This window comes from Bacillus sp. B2-WWTP-C-10-Post-4 (genome assembly GCF_009183805.1).
GTDB classification, from domain to species: Bacteria; Bacillota; Bacilli; order Bacillales; family Bacillaceae_G; genus Bacillus_A; species Bacillus_A cereus.
Window position 1 is genome coordinate 1 of record NZ_WEII01000082.1, and the last position, 18303, is coordinate 18303.

The window sequence follows — 18303 nt, forward strand, 5'->3', positions numbered from 1 at the left end:
GTATAATACATCTTTAATAAAGTTGCAATAAATAATAATCATTCCGATTTGTTTTTGTTATAAAGTTGTCAAATATAGGTGTATTATTTTTGCAAATGCATGCATATGTGACAACGCTGTTTTCATATATTGAAAAGGAGGTAAAGAGGGGGATGAGCGCTTGGGTTACTTAATGGAAGCTATTTTATTAATATTAGCGGTAGTATTGCCATTATCTTTCGTATTAATTTTTTTAAGAAGATTAATAAGTAATTTAGGGGACGCTACAACAATAACGAAATTACAAGAGAGAGATGAGAAAAAAGAGTGAGTAAAGCACTATGCGTACGCATAGTGTTTTACTTGTGGTAAAATAAGAGCAGGAAACTCCTAAAGGTTGTATTTTACTAAAGGAGAGAAAAGTAAAATAAGAGGTATATGCATATATGAATAAGCGAACAGCGTTAATACTTGGTGCAAGTGGTTTAGTTGGACAAGAGATAACGCGTCTATTACTTGAATCAGATTACTACGATTCGGTTACTATTTTTGTAAGAGAGCCAATGCAATTGCAACATGAGAAGTTACAGCAGAAACAAGTTGATTTTTCGGTATTAGAGGAATATAAAGAGTTCTTTGCTGTGGATGATGTTTTTAGTTGCTTAGGAACAACAATAAAAAAAGCAAAAACAAAAGCAAATTTTAAAAAAGTAGATTATGAATATACGTTACGAGCTGCGTGTTTAGCTGAAAAACAAGGGGTACAAAATTTCCTTGTCGTGTCTTCTATGGGAGCGAATCCTAAATCATTCTTCTTTTATTCACAAGTGAAAGGAAAAATGGAAGAAGAATTGCAAAAGTTAGTGATTGGTGGTATTCACATTTTTAGACCATCATTATTAGTAGGAAATCGACAAGAATTTCGTTTCGGCGAACGAATGGCTGAAAAGTTATCTCGTATTATTCCGTTTATCTTTAAAGGAGCTTTTAAAAAATATAAACCAATTTCAGCTAAAGATGTGGCGAAAGGGATGTATATAACCGCGCTGCGAGAAGAATCAGGTATCCATACTTATAATTCAAATGAAATTACAACAATAGAATAAATAAAACCGAGAAGAATGACTTTTACTGAAAGACGAAGGAAATAGGGTTTTAGTCTTGGATTAACAGTAAATACATGTTGTTTAACACTTATACTAAAATGAAAGAAGAGTGGGGAATCCACTTCTTTTATCACGCCAATTTATGATCTTAATTCTATTTTTATCCCTCATACGTCCCAAATACGCCTGATTTTATGGTACAGAAATGTTAAAAGAACATAAATCTGAGATGATCGGAATGTCAGCTGATGCGATTCAAAAGCTGAAAGAAACAATTTCAATAGATGCCTCTATTGCTAGGGAAAATGACATTTTCTTATCCAAAATTGTGGTTGTGGTAATTGGTTTAGGATTAAAATTATGCTTAAAAAACAAAAAAGATATGGGTTTCTAAATAAAATTTGAACTTTAAGATTAGGTTAGATTAGAAATGGATAATTAGTCCTTTGATCTAAAATATTTTTTTGGGAGAAAATTAATGATATTTTATTAATAGTAAAGTTCTTGCTCTAATATGTTTGCCAAACGTAGATAAAGTATGTTTAATCAATATTCGGAATGAAAACTCTAGATTTTCTATGTTACATAGAAAATCTAGAGTTTTTTTATAACCTATAATTACATAAGTTTTATCATTTTTGCACCAGAAACGATAATCCCTACATTTATCAGCCCATTTGGTTAAGGCATCGAATAGACCTTACGTTTACCATCGCGATTTCTGATAACTTACATGTAGAGGTATCACTCAATATAACAAAAATGTAATGTTAATGAAATGTAATTCCACCGATACTATTAATGAAATTATATAAAATGAAGGGGAGTTAAAGAATTTTTATAATGAAAAAGGAGAAGTATTAATGCGAAATATATTAAGTGTAGAAAAAATTGAAAAATATTATGGTAATAAAGATAATGTAACAAAGGCTATAGATAATATTAGTTTTAAGGTAGATGAGGGAGAATTTGTTGGGATAATGGGGCCCTCAGGAAGTGGCAAAACGACATTACTTAACTGTATATCAACGATTGATAATGTTACGACGGGAAAAATAATAATCAATAATAGTGACATTACTCGGTTAAAATCAAAGTCACTAGACAAGTTTAGAAAAAATGAATTAGGGTTTGTATTTCAGGACTTTAATTTATTAGATACTCTTACTGCTTATGAAAATATTGCCCTAGCTTTAACTATAAAAGGTGAGGAAAGTTCAAAAATTGATGGCAAAATACAAGCAGTTGCAAAATATTTAGACATTGAACAAGTATTAAGCAAATACCCTTATCAAATATCAGGTGGACAAAAACAAAGGGTTGCTTCGGCAAGAGCTATCGTAACAGATCCATCTTTAGTACTTGCAGATGAACCAACAGGTTCGTTAGATTCTAAATCAGCTAGATTATTACTCGAAAGATTTGAAAGTCTTAATAAGGATTTAAAAGCTACAATACTTATGGTTACTCATGATGCATTTACAGCAAGCTATGCTCGTAGAATTCTTTTTATTAATGATGGCAAAATATTTATCGAGTTGGTAAGAGGAAATGATTCCAGAAAAGAATTCTTCACTAAAATTATCGAAGTTATAACCCTTCTTGGAGGTGACGATAATAATGTACTCTAAGATTGCTATTGGGAATGTAAAGAAAAGTTTTAAAGATTATGCGATATATTTCTTAACACTAACACTGGCTGTTTGTATATTTTATAGCTTTAACTCAATAGAATCACAAAAGGCACTTATGGAAATTAACGCTTCAGATAGAAAGTATGTGCCAACAGTAATGAACGCTATCTCAAATGTGTCAGTATTTGTATCAGTAATATTAGGTGGTTTAATATTGTATGCAAATAATTTCTTAATTAAAAAACGTAAAAAAGAATTAGGAATATACATGACTTTAGGTATGGGAAGAAGAAACATATCCAGAATATTAGTAACAGAGACATTTCTAGTTGGCATTATATCTTTAGTGAGTGGACTTATAATAGGTATGGGAGTATCGCAGGGATTATCTACATTTGCATTAAAGTTATTTGAATTGCCCATCAATAAATATAAATTTATAATTTCAACAAGTGCTATAGGTAAAAGCGTATTATACTTTGGAATCATGTTTTTGCTTGTTATGTTATTTAATATATATGTTGTTTCTAAATACAAAATAATTGATATGTTAACAGCAGGTAGAAAAAATGAAGATGTAAAATTTAGAAATCCTCTTATCTATGTAATCACATTTATTATGTGTGTAGCATCACTTGGATATGCATATGTGACTGTACTAAAAATCGGATTGAATTTTACTAATCCTATGCTCGTGGTATCAATCCTTCTTGGCATATTAGGTACATTGCTGTTTTTCTTTAGTTTATCTGGATTTATATTATATGTTGTAAAGAAGAATAAAAAAGTCTATTTTAAAGGTTTAAATATATTTATCATCAAACAAATAAATAGTAAGGTTAATACAAATTTTATATCCATGTCTGTAATCTGTTTAATGTTATGCCTCACAATGGTGGCTTTATCTACAGGAATCAGCTTTAACAGAATGATGGACGCAACAACGAAAGAAGTAACACCATTTGATGCCAGTATTACGTTGGAGAATAAGGATGAAAGTTACACTATAGAAGAAGTATTAAAGAAAGCTAATTTTAAAATAAGTAATAACGAAAAATATATATCTTATAATGTATATCGAACAGGGATGGAAGTGGTGGACTTTGTACCAGAACTTAAAGATTATAATATGAGTATAGATTTTATTAAAGTATCTGATTATAATAAAATTTTAAATCTTAAAGGTGAAAAGGAAATCACTTTAAATAACAATGAAATTTTACTTTTATCAAATGAAGGCCGGTTTGTTAATTCGACAAATGATAGATTAAAAAATAGCAATAAGATGAATATTAAAGAAAAAGAATATTCGGTAAAAAACGCTAAAGTTATACAAGAGAATCTTTACACTTCTGATGTGCGAACTAATTACTTCACAATCGTTATAAATGATGAGTTTTTATCAGGCTACAAAATTACTGAATCCGTACTTAATGTAAATTATTTAGATGGAAATAGAAAAGAATATAATAAAAAATATGATAACGTTGCACGGGGCTTTTATGACGAAAATGGCCCGAAATTAAATATTAATCGTATAGCTGGCAAATCAAAGGATGAAGTTTGTGCAGAAAGTAAGGGATTGAAAACTATCATACTGTTTATTGGGATATATATAGGTATTGTATTTTTAATAACGAGTATGGCTGTATTAGCTCTTCAACAATTATCAGAAGCCAGTGATAGCATAGATCGATATAAATCATTGAAGAGAATTGGTTCAAACGGAGCAATGATCGACAAAACGATTTTTATTCAAACTTTCGTATACTTTAGTCTTCCAGTTATTCTGGCCCTAATTCATTCTGTAGTTGGAATTTATGTAGTCAATGATTTTATTAACGCATTTCAACAAACAGAAATTATTTTACCAGCATTGATGACTGGCTTAGTATTTCTTGTAGTGTATGTAGGATATTTCTACACGACATATGTCGGGTATAAAAATATTGTAAAAAGTAATACTTAATTTTATAATGCTCATTAAGGCTATTACACTTTGTTTCTCAAGATGTAATAGCCTTATATTCTATATAGGAAGGGAAAAATCATGAAAAAAATCATTCTGATTGAAGATGATGAAATCATCAGAGAAGAATTACAACATTTTTTTATAAAGTATGGATATGAAGTAAAGGCTCCTACTGATTTTAATCATATTATCGAATATATAGAAATTGAGAATGCAGACCTTATATTACTAGACATAAATCTTCCTGTGTTCGATGGCTATTATATATGCAGAGAAATACGTAAAACTTCAGATGTTCCAATCATCATGGTTACAAGTAGAGATAGTGATGTCGATGAACTAATAAGTATGAATTTAGGAGCAGATGATTTTATAACAAAGCCTTATAATACAGAAATACTATTAGCAAGAGTAACAAACATTTTAAGAAGAACAACTGGAGATTTCAAGACGAATCATATCTTAATTTATAGAGATTTTAATTTAAATCTTTCAAATGCAACAGTTACTTATCAAGACAAGTCTGTAGAATTAACTAAAAATGAAGTTAAAATACTCTCATGCTTAATAAATAATCGCGGAAATATTGTAAAAAGAGATTCACTCATAGAAACTTTATGGAAATCTGATTATTTTGTGGATGATAGCACCTTAACTGTTAATATTAATAGATTAAGAAAAAAGCTTGAAGAGATAGGTATAGAAAATCCAATTGCAACAAGAAGAAGCTTAGGGTATATAATGCCATGAATATAGGTGAATTTATTAAAGATAAAATAGTAGTAATACTATCTAATGTACTGGTATATATCATACTAGCAGGTATATTGCTGACTGCGCATGTTCCGCTCATTATCATATTCTTTGTCTTTTGTATTTGGTTTTTTCCATTGATTTCATATATGGTTATAGAATTTATAAAATGTAAAATTTATTATAATGAGATTAACGGTATATTAGAAAACTTGGAGAAAAAATACTTACTTCCAGAGGTAGTAAAGGAAGCAAACTTTATACATGGGAAAAAGCTTAACGCTATACTGAAAGAAGTAAGTAGAGATATGCATGAAAATGTAAATTATTATAGAGATATGCAATTGGATTACAGAGAATATATAGAGACATGGGTGCATGAAATTAAGACACCAATAGCTTCTACAAAGCTTATTATTGAAAATAATCAAAATGAAGTAACGAATAAAATTGACTCTCAAATGGATCGGATTGAGGGGTTTGTTGAACAGGTTCTGTATTATTCTCGAAGCTCTAACGTGAATAAAGACTATATGATAAAGCCAATCAATCTTGATAATGTAGTAAGGAATGTAATTAAAAGAAACTATAGGGATTTTATTCATAAGAGAATAAAATTAGATATACAGGGTATTGATGAGATTGTATATAGTGATGTAAAATGGGTTGAATTTATTATTAATCAAATAATAGTAAATTCTATAAAGTACTCAAATAACAAAGAACAAATGATACGTATATACTCAATTAAGAAAACTAACTCAGTAATATTAACTATAGAGGATAATGGCGTAGGGATAGTAACTAAAGATATAAATAGAGTTTTTGAAAAAGGATTTACTGGAGAGAATGGAAGAAGATTTAGCAAAAGTACAGGAATGGGCTTGTATCTATGCGAAAAACTGTGCTCAAAATTAGGTATGAAAATTACCATTGATTCTGAAGTTAATAAGGGAACTAGGGTTACATTAATATTTCCGTTGTCAGGTATGGTAACTTTTGAGCCTTATTTATAAAAATAGATGCTGCTTTCTTTCCACGAATTTCGTATGAAACTTAAGAACAAACGTAAAACGGTATGAAAAGACTAGAAATTCTCTTCATACCGTTTGTATTATTTAGTCATTTAACATAATGGTATATTTAATTGTGAATCGGATGTTTTGTGTCTAAATTGTGTTCGAAGCTACTATTTTCTTTTTTGATATAGTGACTCCTACTAGGAGAATGATATTTTAGTATATAGAGATTGACCTTATTAGATCCCCTTAGTTCACTGAAACTTTCTTAACGTTGCAAATCTACATATTTTCTAGACAGTGCTGTGTCTAAACTTATATTACAATTAAAGCAAGTATAAATAATTTCAAGCTACAACGGTTGCGTTATTTGAATAGAAATAAACTAAGTTGTTTCTATTTATCTATTTTATTACTCTCACTATCAAAGGCCTTTCTTTAATAAGGTGGTATTTTTTCACATGGATAACACTTTTAAGAGAGTGAATTTATTTAGGTGGAAAAATCGTGAAGTATTGTACTTAAAGTAAAGAGGGCAGTTTTAAAAGAAAGGACATAACATATTTGTTGACTTAATGAATGTAGTGATAAATGGGTGATAAAAACATAAAAAATAGGTGTATCAAGCAAAGTGTTGATACACCTTAAAACAACATTGTTAAACAACATGTGTTGTCCTGTAGTATATCTTTAATTATTTTAGGTTCAGTCTTACATATTCTTCGTGGCTTTATTTATTCGTATGAATTTTTCCTGGTGCTCGCTTATATTGGTGAGGTTCTTGCAATTCAAAGCCAAGTTCATTGGCCGCTATTCTCGGAAAATACGGATTGCGAAGTAATTCACGTCCGATAAAAATTAAATCTGCTTCGTTATTATTTAAAATTTGCTCTGCTTGTACTCCGGTCGTAATCAATCCAACTGCACCAGTTGCAATGTTAGCATGCTCTTTAATATGTTTGGCATATTGTACTTGATAACCGGGATACACATCAATATGTGCTGGTACAACTGCGCCAGAACTACAATCGATTAAATCTATTCCCTGTTCTTTCATCCACTTTGTATACTGAACGTAATCTTGAACCGTTAGCCCGTCAGGATGATAATCATTTGCTGAAATACGAACGAATATTGGTCCGTCCCAAACTTCATTTATCGAGTCAATGATTTCGCGTAAGAAACGATAGCGGTTTTCAGGTGAACCACCATATTCATCAGTCCGCTTATTGGAAAGCGGAGAAAGAAATTCATTAATAAGATAACCGTGAGCACCGTGTATTTCAATAACATCAAATCCAGCTTGTTTTGATCGTACTGCAGCTTGCTGAAAAGCTAATACGGTATCTTTAATTTGGTGTTTGCTCATTTCTATTGGCATTTTCATTGTTTCATTAAATGGAATGGCTGAAGGAGCTAACGCATCTGTTTCTAGTTCTGCTTTTCTTCCGGCGTGAGCGAGTTGAATGGCAGCTTTTGCACCATTATCATGTATAAAAGTAGTCGTTTTATGTAAGCCTTCAATTAAACTGTTATCCCAAATGCCTAAGTCTTTATTTGAAATTCGACCTTCAGGTAACACGGCTGTTGCTTCAATCATAACTAAACCAACTTGACCGGCAGCTCTTGTTCCATAATGAATGAGATGGAAATTCGTTACTTGGCCATCCCCGTTTTCCGATGAATACATGCACATAGGTGACATAACAATCCGGTTTTTTAATGTAACGTCCTTAATTGTATAAGGTGAAAAAAGTTCGGAATTCATCCAATAGCCTCCTAGATTGAATTTTCTTACATTGTATCATTCTCTTTTTTGTTTCTCTAATAAAACGCTTATACGAAAAATTTTGTATATTCGTGTTACAATGACTAATATGAACTGAATTGGAGGATGGCATATGTACCAGGCTTATTATGAAAGCGAAGTAGGTTTGCTTGAAATTACAGCGAATCAAGAAGGAATTACGTCTGTTATATTTGTTGATGAACGACAAGAAGAAAATAAAAATGAAATGATAGAACAATGTATAAATGAGTTAGATGAATATTTTAAAGGGAAAAGAAAAGAGTTTACGGTCCCGCTGTCTGCGGAGGGAACAGCATTTCAAAAAAATGTATGGGATGCACTTTATACTATTCCATACGGCGTAAGTGCTTCATATTTAGATATTGCAGAGAAAGTTGGAAATACAAAAGCTGTACGGGCAATAGGAGGGGCAAATAGTCGGAATCCAATTTCAATAATTGTTCCATGTCACCGTGTAATAGGAAAGAGTGGAAAGCTTGTTGGATATGCTGGTGGTTTATGGAGGAAAGAGTGGTTATTAAAACACGAAGGTATTTTGAAATGACGTATGAATGGGAAGAGGGATTGTTTTGAAATGTATAAATTGTGGGCAATCTTGCGAGGAGGAACAGTTAAATTGTGCAAGTTGTCAGCGAAACTTGGATAATGAACAAGAGGAAGGTAGCTCGTTAATAGATAAAGAACTAGAAGTATATGTAGGGAGACAATATCCGTATTACAAAAGGAAATGGGAGCTTGAGAATAAGCGGATTGCTAGGTGGAGCTGGAATGGTTGGGCTGCTATTTTCAATATAGGCTGGCTAGGATATCGTAAGTATTATGTACCAGCTGCTTTATTTATGTTGTTATTAGTAGCGTGTGATGCATTTTCGTATTATATGGGATTTAATGTAGCGTTGCCAATCATTAATATGGTGCCTCTTACGTTTTTATTACTCATTTTTATTCTGTTTGGAATGGGGATTTTTGCAAATGGATTATACTATCAATTTGCGGAAAGACGTATATACCGAATAAAAGCAAGAGAAATAAAAGATAAATCAGTTGAAAACTATCTAATCAATGATAGCGGCGGAACGAGCAAAATGGGAGCGACAATTGTTACTATTTTAGCAGTTGCTAGCATATTTTTTAGTCATTTCTTTTTTCCAACTGATCGAGACGTTATTCAAAAGGTTCGTACAAGCTCGCTTTATGAATATCCTTTCTTTTCAATAGGTGAATCTTTCGAAAATTATTTTCAAAATTCAGGTTGGATATATTATCGTGGAACGGAAGGGTTAGAATTAGTAGAATTCCAAGGATATAACACCGGAACGCCAAGACAAAAGGTGAAGATTCAATTTGTTGTCGATTATAAATTAGGTGAAGTGGAACCATACTCACTTATGGTTAATGGTGAATCTAAAACTGAAGAAGAGTTTTTGAAGCTGATGGAAGAAATATTTAAAGTTCAAAATCCATTTGATATAGAGGATGGATTACAAGTAAATGCTATTCAAGAAAGCGGCTGGAAAGAAATTTCCGATCGCTTTTTTCTATGTTTGTTAAAATAAATATTTAAAATAATCAGAATCTTTTGTATAATAAAATATATTATATAGGATTTAACTTATACATATAGATTGGGGGAAGGAAGAATGAAGAGAAAGACAACAACAATTGCTGCACTTGCGTTAACGACGAGTGTATTGGTTGCAGGGTGTGGGAATGGTGAGAAGGCTTCGACAACGAAGAAAGAATCGAATAAGGGAATGGCAGATAAACAAGTTTTAAATTTGCTAGAAACAGCTGAAATTCCTTCAATGGATACGTCTAAATCAACGGATTCTGTATCTTTCCGTGTATTTGTAAATGCAATGGAAGGTTTATATCGTCTAGATAAAGATAATAAACCAACACCAGGTATGGCAAAAGATGTGAAGATTAGTGAAGATAAAAAGACATATACATTTGAATTACGTGATGCGAAATGGTCAAATGGTGATCCAGTTCGAGCACAAGATTTTGTATATGCATGGCAACGTACATTAGACAAAGCAATAGCGGCAGAATATGCATTCATTTTATTTGATGTGAAAAATGCACAGAAAGTAAATAAAGGTGAATTACCAGCAGATCAATTGGGTGTTAAAGCGAAGGATGATAAAACGTTGGTAGTAGAATTAGAGCAACCAGCACCTTATTTTCTTGAACTTACGTCGTTCCCTACATTTTTCCCATTAAATGAAAAATATGTGAAAGAACAAGGAGATAAATACGGATTAGAAGCAGATAAATTAGTATATAATGGACCATTTACAATGAGTCAATGGAAACATGAACAAAATTATCAGTTAAAGAAAAATCCTAATTATTGGGATAAAGATACTGTAAAGTTAGACGAAATTAATGTAAGTATTGTGAAGGAAACAAGCACGGGAGTAAATTTATATGATAGTGATCAAGCAGATCGAGTTATTTTAACTTCTGAATTTGTTGATAAATATAAAAAGAATAAGCCAGATGAATTTAAAACGAAGTTAGATCCACGCATATATTTCTTACGTTTTAACCAAAAAAATGCAACATTTAAAAACCAAAAAGTACGTGAAGCGATTGATTTAGCATACGATAAAAAAGGAATTGCTGATGTCATTTTAAATGACGGTTCATTGCCAGCATATTTCTTAGTACCTGAAAAATTCACGACAGGTCCGGATGGAAAAGATTTCCGCTCTGTAAATAAAAACTTCCGTGATAGTAAAGATAACGCAGAGAAAGCAAAAAAATTATGGGAAGAAGCGAAGAAAGAGCTTGGTCAAGATACAATTACGGTTGAATTACTAAACGATGATAACGGTAGCCGTAAAAAAGTAGGCGACTTTATTAAGGAAGAACTAGAGAAAAACTTGCCTGGTATTAAAGTGAATTTGAAACAGCAACCATACAAGCAGAAGCTAGATTTAGAAAAGAAATTCCAATATGAATTCTCATTATCTGCATGGAGCCCTGATTATCCGGATCCAATGACTTATATTGATATGTTTGTTACTGGAAGCTCATTTAATGAAATGGATTATTCTAATCCGAAGTATGATGATTTAGTAGCGAAATCAAAAGGAGAGCTATTAAAAGATGATAAAGCACGCTGGAATGCACTTGCGGAAGCTGAAAAAATCTTAATTGGTCAAGACGCAGCAATTTCTCCTACGTACCAACAAAGTACAGCTTATTTAGAGAAGCCATTTGTAAAAGGCATTGCTAACCATACGTTTGGCGGGGACTTCAGTTATAAATGGGCATATATTACAAAAAAATAGTATAATAAAAGATGAGTGAATTTTCGCTCATCTTTTATTTGTATAAGGAGGAATTATAGTTGTTAAGAGGAATCAATCATATTTGTTTTTCGGTATCTAATTTAGAAAACTCTATTATGTTTTATGAAAAAGTATTAGAAGGAGAATTATTAGTTAAAGGAAGAAAATTAGCTTATTTTAACATATGTGGAGTATGGATAGCGCTTAATGAAGAGACGCATATTCCGAGAAATGAGATTCATCAATCTTATACGCACATTGCATTTTCTGTTGAACAAGAAGACTTTAAATGTCTAATACAGCGATTAGAAGAAAATGATGTTCATATTTTACAAGGAAGAGAACGTGATGTAAGAGATTGCGAATCTATATACTTTGTTGATCCTGACGGTCATAAATTTGAGTTTCACTCAGGGACACTGCAAGACCGTTTAAATTATTATAGAGATGAGAAACCTCATATGACATTTTATTAGGGAGGGATAGCATTTGCATGCACTTGTAATTGGTGGAACAGGAATGCTAAAGAAAGTTTCTATGTGGCTTTGTGAGAAAGGATTTTATGTTTCTATTATCGGGCGAGATGAAGTGAAATTAGAAAATGTTAAGCGAATGAGTTCTGCACCAGAAAATATTACATGCCTTTCGTTAGATTATCATAATGATGAAGATGTAAAGCTAGCTATTAAAAGTACAATTAAGAAAAATGGCCCAATCACATTAGTTGTTGCATGGGTACACACAAGTGCAAAGCATGCACTATCAAATATTTGTAAAGAACTAGATTTGTCGTCTAAAACATATAGTTTATTTCATATTTTAGGTAGTAAAGCATCACGTATGCCTGCACAAAAAATAGGGAGTACGCGATGTATTTATCATAGAATTATCTTAGGCTTTATTTTAGAAGATACATATGGAAGATGGCTTACTCATGAAGAGATAGCTGATGGAATTATAAAAGGGATTGAAAGTAAACGAGCGGAGTGGATTGTAGGGAGAGTTGAACCGTGGGAATTACGACCAACATGGTGAGGGGGAGTAAGAAATGAAAACAACTATATATGTAACAAGGCATGGTGAAACAGAGTGGAATGTAGCGAAGCGAATGCAGGGACGGAAAAATTCTGCTTTAACTGAAAATGGTATAGTTCAGGCGAAACAATTAGGGAATCGAATGAAAGATTTACCAATCCATGCGATCTATAGTAGTCCGAGCGAAAGAACACTTCATACGGCAGAGTTAATAAAGGGGGAACGTGATATACCCATTATAGCGGATGAGCATTTCTATGAAATCAACATGGGTATATGGGAAGGACAAACAATCGCGGATATAGAAAAGCAATTTCCAGAAGAAGTACATCTGTTTTGGAATGAGCCACATCTTTTTCAGTCAACATCAGGCGAAAATTTTGAGGCTGTTTATGAAAGAGTAATTGAAGGGATGCAGCTTCTTTTAGAGAAGCATAAAGGACAAAACATATTGATTGTGTCTCATGCGGCAGCAGCAAAATTACTTGTAGGGCATTTCGCGGGAATTGAAATAGAAAATGTGTGGGATGATCCATTTATGCATAGTGCCAGTTTGAGCATAATAGAATTTGAAGAGGGTATCGGTAAAGTGAAACAATTTGCAGATATAAGTCACTTTCAATAAATGTAAAAAAGGCCGCAAAACGGCCTTTTTTTGGTGGTATAAAAACTAGCAGTTACGTTTTTTATACCAGAAGTGATCGAATTTCTTATTTTTGCAAGATGGGAATTTATGTCTGCCATCTTTGCAATCGTTCCATTTCTTTCCGTCATCACACGAATCGTCGCAAGAGCCACCGTGTCCATTAGGGAAGAATTCGCATTTTTTACAGTAACATCGTTTAGTCCAGTAAAATTTCTTTTCAAAGCGTACACATTTTGTAACGAATGTACAATGCTTTCTACGAGTACGTTTTGTAACTAAAACGCATTCTTTTCTACGCGTTACTTTCGTAACGAACGTCCATTTTTGCACGCGAACACGAGTACATTTTGTAACAAATGTCCACTTTTTAACGTGAGTACATTTTGTAACGAACGTACAATGTTTCACGCGAGTACATCTTGTTCTTGGGCATTTACAATCTTCGTTACACTCTATTTTTGTAGTGCAATCATCATCGCACTCAAAAGTACTTGGATCTTGGTGTAAGAAATCCTCCATCCCAGCACTTTTGATTTCTTCAACAGCTTTTCTAATATCACGTTTCATAGAAATCCTCCTTATCATGTATTAAAGTGAAAAGGTATTCTTTTTCCTTAACATGATATGTATGTAGGCATCTTTCTGAACAGGACAAGAGTGTAATTTTATATAAATAGATGATTGCGGATGTATGGACAAGACAAGGCGCATACATTGAATGAAGAGAACTGAGAAGGGATGAGAAAACATGCTGCCTTCATATGATTTTTTTGTTCATCCAATGTACTTAGTGGAATTAAAAAAGGACATTTGGTCAGATAGTCCAGTGCCAGCAAAATTAACTTATGGAAAAAAGAAATATGACATTGATATCGTATACCGAGGAGCTCATATTCGCGAATTTGAGAAAAAGTCTTATCATGTTATGTTTTATAAGCCTAAAAAATTTCAAGGTGCGAAAGAGTTTCATTTGAATTCGGAGTTTATGGATCCGTCTCTCATAAGAAATAAATTATCTTTAGATTTTTTTCATGATATTGGTGTACTTTCGCCAAAATCACAACATGTATTTATAAAAATTAATGGTCAAATTCAAGGTGTGTACTTACAGTTAGAATCGGTTGATGAAAATTTTTTGAAAAATAGAGGATTACCGAGTGGTTCTATTTATTATGCGATAGATGATGATGCGAATTTTTCATTAATGAGTGAACGAGATAAAGATGTTAAGACAGAGCTCTTTGCGGGTTATGAATTTAAATATTCGAATAAAAATAGTGAAGAACAACTGAGTGAATTTGTATTTCAAGCGAATACTTTGACGAGGGAAGCCTATGAAAAAGAAATTGGGAAGTTTCTACATGTAGATAAATATTTACGATGGTTAGCAGGGGTTATTTTTACGCAAAACTTTGATGGTTTTGTTCATAACTATGCACTATATCATAACGATGAAACAAATTTATTTGAAGTTATACCGTGGGATTATGATGCGACTTGGGGGCGAGATGTACAAGGGAGACCGCTTAATCATGAATATATTCGTATTCAAGGTTATAATACGTTGAGTGCAAGATTGCTAGACATACCTGTATTTAGAAAGCAGTATCGAAGTATTTTAGAAGAAATATTAGAAGATCAATTTACAGTTTCGTTTATGAGGCCGAAAGTAGAAGGGTTGTGTGAATTGATTCGTCCATATTTACTACAAGATCCATACATGAAAGAAAAATTAGAAACATTTGATCAAGAGGCTGATATGATTTATGAATATATAAATAAAAGAAGAAAGTATATACAAGACCACTTACATGAATTGGATTAATTTTGAAAGAGATTGAAACGTTATCAATCTCTTTTTTTTTGTATAATAAAGATGTATCAATGAAAATGAAGTAATATATTTGATAGAGAATGGGGATGCGGATATATGACGATTAAATGGATTGATTGGGTAAAACAAATACAATCTATAGCTCAAGCGGGTTTAACGTATTCTAAGGATGTGTATGATATTGAGCGTTTCCAGCAATTACGAGATATTTCTATTTCAATGATGTCACATTACACGAAAACAGATTGGGAAGTCGTAGAGAAATTATTTGCAAGTGAGACAGGCTATCAAACACCTAAAGTTGATATAAGAGCTGTTGTTTTTCAAAATGAAAAGCTATTATTTGTGAAAGAAAAAAGCGATGGGAAATGGGCATTGCCAGGTGGATGGGCTGATGTCGGTTATACGCCAACCGAAGTTGCAGCAAAAGAAGTTTTCGAAGAGACTGGTTATGAGGTAGATCATTTTAAGTTACTAGCTATATTTGATAAAGAAAAACATCAACCATCTCCATCGGCAACGCATGTATATAAGATTTTCATTGGATGCGAGATTATTGGTGGAGAAAAGAAAACTAGCATTGAAACAGAAGAGGTGGAGTTTTTTGGTGAAAATGAATTGCCTAATTTATCAATTGCTAGAAATACAGAAGACCAAATTAAAGAGATGTTTGCCTACATGAAAGATCCGCAGAAAGAGAAATTAATAGATTAATCCTGCTTGAATTGTACATATTGTTAAAATGAAGATATTGGCAGATTGCAGCCTTTATGTAATAATGGGATGGTATGTGAAGAAAAAAGGAGATAAAAAAGAACATGTTAGCAAACATAATAGATCAGTTATTGCAATTTTTTGCAAGCTTAGGTTACTTTGGAGTAGCTCTTGCTTTAATGATTGAAGTAATCCCGAGTGAAATTGTACTTTCGTATGCTGGCTTTTTAGTAGCGAATGGTAAAATTAGTTTTGTGGGTGCAGTTATCGCCGGAACGATTGGTGGTACTTTAGCGCAAATCTTTTTATACTGGCTTGGATACTACGGAGGGCGTCCGGTTGTAGAGAAATATGGGAAATATCTACTTATTAATAAACATCATTTAGACATAGCGGAAGGTTGGTTTAAGCGTTATGGAGCAGGCGTAATATTTTCTGCGCGCTTTATCCCAGTAGTACGTCATGCGATCTCTATTCCAGCAGGACTAGCTAAGATGCCATTAAAACTATTTACACTTTATACGGTTGTAGCGATCATTCCATGGTCAATTCTATTTATATACTTAGGTGAAAAACTTGGTGGGAATTGGCGACAAATTAAAGAGTATGCATCTGATTACACACATTACATAATTATAGGAGCTGTTCTTTTTATTGCTCTATACTTTGGTTTAAAGTATTTCAAAAAGAAAAAAGCAGCGCGTTAAAGTCAATGATAATTCATTGGCTTTTTTTGTTTGTTTCAGTTCTAAAGAAAAGGAGTTGTCCATAATGTGTAATAATAAAGCGTAGCGGAGGAATGTGATGAAAGGGTCACCGTTTATACGTGGAACGATATTTTTAACGATGGCAACGATGATATCAAAAATGTTAGGGTTTATATATGTTATACCATTTACAGCGATGGTCGGTACGAGTGGTTACGTTCTATACACATACGCATATCGTCCTTATACCATCATGCTCAGCATAGCAACAATGGGATTACCGCTAGCTGTTTCAAAGATGGTATCAAAATATGATCAACTGAATGATTATCATACGGTTAAGAGAGTGTTGAAAAGTGGAATCGTGTTTATGTTTATAATGGGAGTCATTTCGTGTTTTACGTTATATATGCTAGCTCCGCATTTAGCTAAACTTGTCATCGATGGGAATGATCAAACGGGGAATAGTGTAGGAGCGGTTACTACTAATATTCAAATTGTAAGTTTTGCGTTAATACTTGTGCCAGTAATGAGTTTATTAAGGGGCTTCTTTCAAGGATTCCAATCGATGGGGCCTTCTGCATTAAGTGTAGTTGTAGAGCAATTTTTTCGGGTTTTAACCATTTTAATAGGAAGCTTTGTCGTTTTATATGTTTTAAAAGCTTCTGTTTCGCTAGCAGTTGGTATTTCAACGTTCGGTGCCTTTATGGGAGCTGTAGGTGGATTAACTGTTTTAAGTGCGTATTATATGAGAAGGAGAAGGCACTTAAAGAAAAAAGAAATGGCAAGTATACCACAAACAACAAAATCTTTTTTCTCGCTTTATAAGGAGCTCTTTACATATTCTATTCCTTTTGTTGTAGTAGGCTTAGCAATTCCGTTGTATCAGACGATTGATACATTTACAATTAATAAACTACTTATACAGATAGGGTATATGCAAGGCGAAGCGGAAAAAATTAATGCGATAATTGGCCTTGTTCAAATGGTTGTGCTTATCCCGGTATCCGTTGCGACAGCTTTTAGTATGTCTCTCGTACCAGAGATGACGAAAGCTTACACAGCAGGAAATACGAAGCTATTGTACAAACATTTTACGAGAACAAATGTATTAGTAGTAGCAATTACGGTACCGGCGGCAATTGGAATGATGGTGTTAGCCAAGCCTGTATATACCCTTTTATTTGGTGCTGGAAATGATCCAGAGATGGGGAGAATCATTTTACAGTATTATGCTCCTGCTTGCATACTATTTTCTCTTTTTACAGTAACGGCTGCTATGCTACAAGGAATCAATCAACAGCAGAAGACGGTGCTAGGACTAGTGATTGGAATTATTGTGAAGATAGTTTTAAATATTGTATTGCTTCCGTATTTCGATTATGTAAGTTTTATCATTTCAACATACGCGGGCTATACGATTTCAGTTGGGTTTAACTTGTGGATGCTTTCTAAATATGTTATAAAGGCAACATAAGCTTTTAAGGCAGAGAGCACTCTGTCTTTTTCTATGTTTATCCCGCTCTAACGGGCAGTAAGATCCTCATCTCAAAATTCAGCGAAAGAAAAGAAGTTTGGTTGGGGGCGGGCAGCCCGTAAAAGCCCGATTGGTGAAACTTTAATCAGTGGGGGATGAAGCCCCCACTGATTAAAGTTTCACTTTATAATATTTTTCTTATAAAAACGTTTTCAAAATAATTTTTCTATTGAAATTTAAACGTATGTTTCATATGCTGAGAATGGCGGTTTAAAAACTGTGATTTAAGAGAGGTAGATTCCTACATGTAAAAAG

General features: G+C 32.8%; 19 protein-coding genes. 17 read left to right on the forward strand and 2 right to left on the reverse strand.

Going from position 1 to position 18303, the window contains the following annotated elements:
* Positions 1 to 160 precede the first annotated feature (160 nt).
* From GBN78_RS30370 to GBN78_RS22890, 7 genes are all read left to right on the forward strand, one after another.
* Entirely contained in the window at positions 161 to 310 is a 150-nt protein-coding gene (locus tag GBN78_RS30370; RefSeq protein WP_000540932.1) for a hypothetical protein, read from the forward strand.
* A 115-nt stretch (positions 311 to 425) separates the two neighbouring features.
* Complete coding sequence (locus tag GBN78_RS22870) at positions 426 to 1085, forward strand: oxidoreductase (RefSeq protein WP_001042736.1); 660 nt, start codon at positions 426 to 428, stop codon at positions 1083 to 1085.
* Between the two features lie 238 nt (positions 1086 to 1323).
* Positions 1324 to 1479, forward strand: a complete 156-nt coding sequence (locus GBN78_RS30375; protein ID WP_170965743.1) for a hypothetical protein — start codon at positions 1324 to 1326, stop codon at positions 1477 to 1479.
* A 469-nt stretch (positions 1480 to 1948) separates the two neighbouring features.
* A complete protein-coding gene (locus GBN78_RS22875) occupies positions 1949 to 2716 on the forward strand; it encodes an ABC transporter ATP-binding protein (RefSeq protein ID WP_069604209.1) in 768 nt (255 codons plus the stop codon).
* Complete coding sequence (locus GBN78_RS22880; protein ID WP_152127731.1) at positions 2706 to 4688, forward strand: FtsX-like permease family protein; 1983 nt, start codon at positions 2706 to 2708, stop codon at positions 4686 to 4688. The genes GBN78_RS22875 and GBN78_RS22880 overlap by 11 nt, the downstream gene beginning before the upstream one ends.
* A gap of 81 nt (positions 4689 to 4769) precedes the next feature.
* Positions 4770 to 5441, forward strand: a complete 672-nt coding sequence (locus GBN78_RS22885) for a response regulator transcription factor (RefSeq protein ID WP_069604211.1) — start codon at positions 4770 to 4772, stop codon at positions 5439 to 5441.
* Positions 5438 to 6460 carry a sensor histidine kinase gene (locus GBN78_RS22890; protein ID WP_069604212.1) on the forward strand — a complete coding sequence of 341 codons (1023 nt, stop codon included), beginning with the start codon at positions 5438 to 5440 and terminating at the stop codon, positions 6458 to 6460. The genes GBN78_RS22885 and GBN78_RS22890 overlap by 4 nt, the downstream gene beginning before the upstream one ends.
* A 733-nt stretch (positions 6461 to 7193) precedes the next feature.
* Here GBN78_RS22890 and namA read toward each other — a convergent pair.
* Positions 7194 to 8231, reverse strand: coding sequence for an NADPH dehydrogenase NamA (gene namA, locus GBN78_RS22895; RefSeq protein ID WP_001083646.1), 1038 nt, complete (start codon positions 8229 to 8231; stop codon positions 7194 to 7196).
* Between the two features lie 133 nt (positions 8232 to 8364).
* Here namA and GBN78_RS22900 point away from each other — a divergent pair, with 133 nt between their 5' ends.
* From GBN78_RS22900 to GBN78_RS22925, 6 genes are all read left to right on the forward strand, one after another.
* Positions 8365 to 8817, forward strand: a complete 453-nt coding sequence (locus GBN78_RS22900) for a methylated-DNA--[protein]-cysteine S-methyltransferase (RefSeq protein WP_000283913.1) — start codon at positions 8365 to 8367, stop codon at positions 8815 to 8817.
* A gap of 7 nt (positions 8818 to 8824) precedes the next feature.
* Complete coding sequence (locus GBN78_RS22905; RefSeq protein WP_080480394.1) at positions 8825 to 9829, forward strand: DUF2628 domain-containing protein; 1005 nt, start codon at positions 8825 to 8827, stop codon at positions 9827 to 9829.
* An 84-nt stretch (positions 9830 to 9913) separates the two neighbouring features.
* Entirely contained in the window at positions 9914 to 11575 is a 1662-nt protein-coding gene (locus tag GBN78_RS22910; RefSeq protein ID WP_000824273.1) for a peptide ABC transporter substrate-binding protein, read from the forward strand.
* A gap of 59 nt (positions 11576 to 11634) precedes the next feature.
* A complete protein-coding gene (gene fosB / locus GBN78_RS22915) occupies positions 11635 to 12051 on the forward strand; it encodes a FosBx1 family fosfomycin resistance bacillithiol transferase (RefSeq protein ID WP_000943769.1) in 417 nt (138 codons plus the stop codon).
* A 13-nt stretch (positions 12052 to 12064) separates the two neighbouring features.
* Complete coding sequence (locus GBN78_RS22920; RefSeq protein WP_016117649.1) at positions 12065 to 12610, forward strand: short-chain dehydrogenase; 546 nt, start codon at positions 12065 to 12067, stop codon at positions 12608 to 12610.
* Positions 12611 to 12623: 13 nt separating this feature from the next.
* Positions 12624 to 13235, forward strand: coding sequence for a phosphoserine phosphatase 1 (locus tag GBN78_RS22925; protein WP_000858827.1), 612 nt, complete (start codon positions 12624 to 12626; stop codon positions 13233 to 13235).
* A gap of 45 nt (positions 13236 to 13280) precedes the next feature.
* Here GBN78_RS22925 and exsB read toward each other — a convergent pair whose 3' ends face one another.
* The gene (gene exsB / locus GBN78_RS22930) at positions 13281 to 13823 is read right to left on the reverse strand and encodes an exosporium protein ExsB (protein ID WP_000817485.1); all 543 of its coding nucleotides are present in this window, start codon (positions 13821 to 13823) and stop codon (positions 13281 to 13283) included.
* Between the two features lie 181 nt (positions 13824 to 14004).
* On the opposite strand from exsB, the gene cotH reads away from it, so the two are divergent.
* The 4 genes from cotH (at position 14005) to GBN78_RS22950 (ending at position 17988) form a co-directional block, all read left to right on the forward strand.
* The gene (gene cotH / locus GBN78_RS22935) at positions 14005 to 15081 is read left to right on the forward strand and encodes a spore coat protein CotH (RefSeq protein ID WP_000937999.1); all 1077 of its coding nucleotides are present in this window, start codon (positions 14005 to 14007) and stop codon (positions 15079 to 15081) included.
* Between the two features lie 105 nt (positions 15082 to 15186).
* Positions 15187 to 15804 (forward strand): NUDIX hydrolase N-terminal domain-containing protein, encoded by a 618-nt coding sequence (locus GBN78_RS22940; RefSeq protein WP_000153584.1) that lies wholly within the window; start codon positions 15187 to 15189, stop codon positions 15802 to 15804.
* Positions 15805 to 15908: 104 nt separating this feature from the next.
* Complete coding sequence (uptA, locus tag GBN78_RS22945) at positions 15909 to 16511, forward strand: undecaprenyl phosphate transporter UptA (protein WP_000880691.1); 603 nt, start codon at positions 15909 to 15911, stop codon at positions 16509 to 16511.
* Positions 16512 to 16608: 97 nt separating this feature from the next.
* Positions 16609 to 17988 (forward strand): putative polysaccharide biosynthesis protein, encoded by a 1380-nt coding sequence (locus tag GBN78_RS22950; RefSeq protein WP_152127732.1) that lies wholly within the window; start codon positions 16609 to 16611, stop codon positions 17986 to 17988.
* Positions 17989 to 18303: the final 315 nt, after the last annotated feature.

Coding starts and splice junctions, on each gene's coding strand:
- GBN78_RS22870 (WP_001042736.1), top strand. CDS start 426: ATGAATAAGCGAACAGCGTTAATACTTGGTGCAAGTGGTTTAGTTGGA.
- GBN78_RS30375 (WP_170965743.1), top strand. CDS start 1,324: ATGTCAGCTGATGCGATTCAAAAGCTGAAAGAAACAATTTCAATAGAT.
- GBN78_RS22875 (WP_069604209.1), top strand. CDS start 1,949: ATGCGAAATATATTAAGTGTAGAAAAAATTGAAAAATATTATGGTAAT.
- GBN78_RS22880 (WP_152127731.1), top strand. CDS start 2,706: ATGTACTCTAAGATTGCTATTGGGAATGTAAAGAAAAGTTTTAAAGAT.
- GBN78_RS22885 (WP_069604211.1), top strand. CDS start 4,770: ATGAAAAAAATCATTCTGATTGAAGATGATGAAATCATCAGAGAAGAA.
- GBN78_RS22890 (WP_069604212.1), top strand. CDS start 5,438: ATGAATATAGGTGAATTTATTAAAGATAAAATAGTAGTAATACTATCT.
- namA (WP_001083646.1), bottom strand. CDS start 8,231: ATGAATTCCGAACTTTTTTCACCTTATACAATTAAGGACGTTACATTA.
- GBN78_RS22900 (WP_000283913.1), top strand. CDS start 8,365: ATGTACCAGGCTTATTATGAAAGCGAAGTAGGTTTGCTTGAAATTACA.
- GBN78_RS22905 (WP_080480394.1), top strand. CDS start 8,825: ATGGGAAGAGGGATTGTTTTGAAATGTATAAATTGTGGGCAATCTTGC.
- GBN78_RS22910 (WP_000824273.1), top strand. CDS start 9,914: ATGAAGAGAAAGACAACAACAATTGCTGCACTTGCGTTAACGACGAGT.
- GBN78_RS22925 (WP_000858827.1), top strand. CDS start 12,624: ATGAAAACAACTATATATGTAACAAGGCATGGTGAAACAGAGTGGAAT.
- exsB (WP_000817485.1), bottom strand. CDS start 13,823: ATGAAACGTGATATTAGAAAAGCTGTTGAAGAAATCAAAAGTGCTGGG.
- cotH (WP_000937999.1), top strand. CDS start 14,005: ATGCTGCCTTCATATGATTTTTTTGTTCATCCAATGTACTTAGTGGAA.
- GBN78_RS22940 (WP_000153584.1), top strand. CDS start 15,187: ATGACGATTAAATGGATTGATTGGGTAAAACAAATACAATCTATAGCT.
- uptA (WP_000880691.1), top strand. CDS start 15,909: ATGTTAGCAAACATAATAGATCAGTTATTGCAATTTTTTGCAAGCTTA.
- GBN78_RS22950 (WP_152127732.1), top strand. CDS start 16,609: ATGAAAGGGTCACCGTTTATACGTGGAACGATATTTTTAACGATGGCA.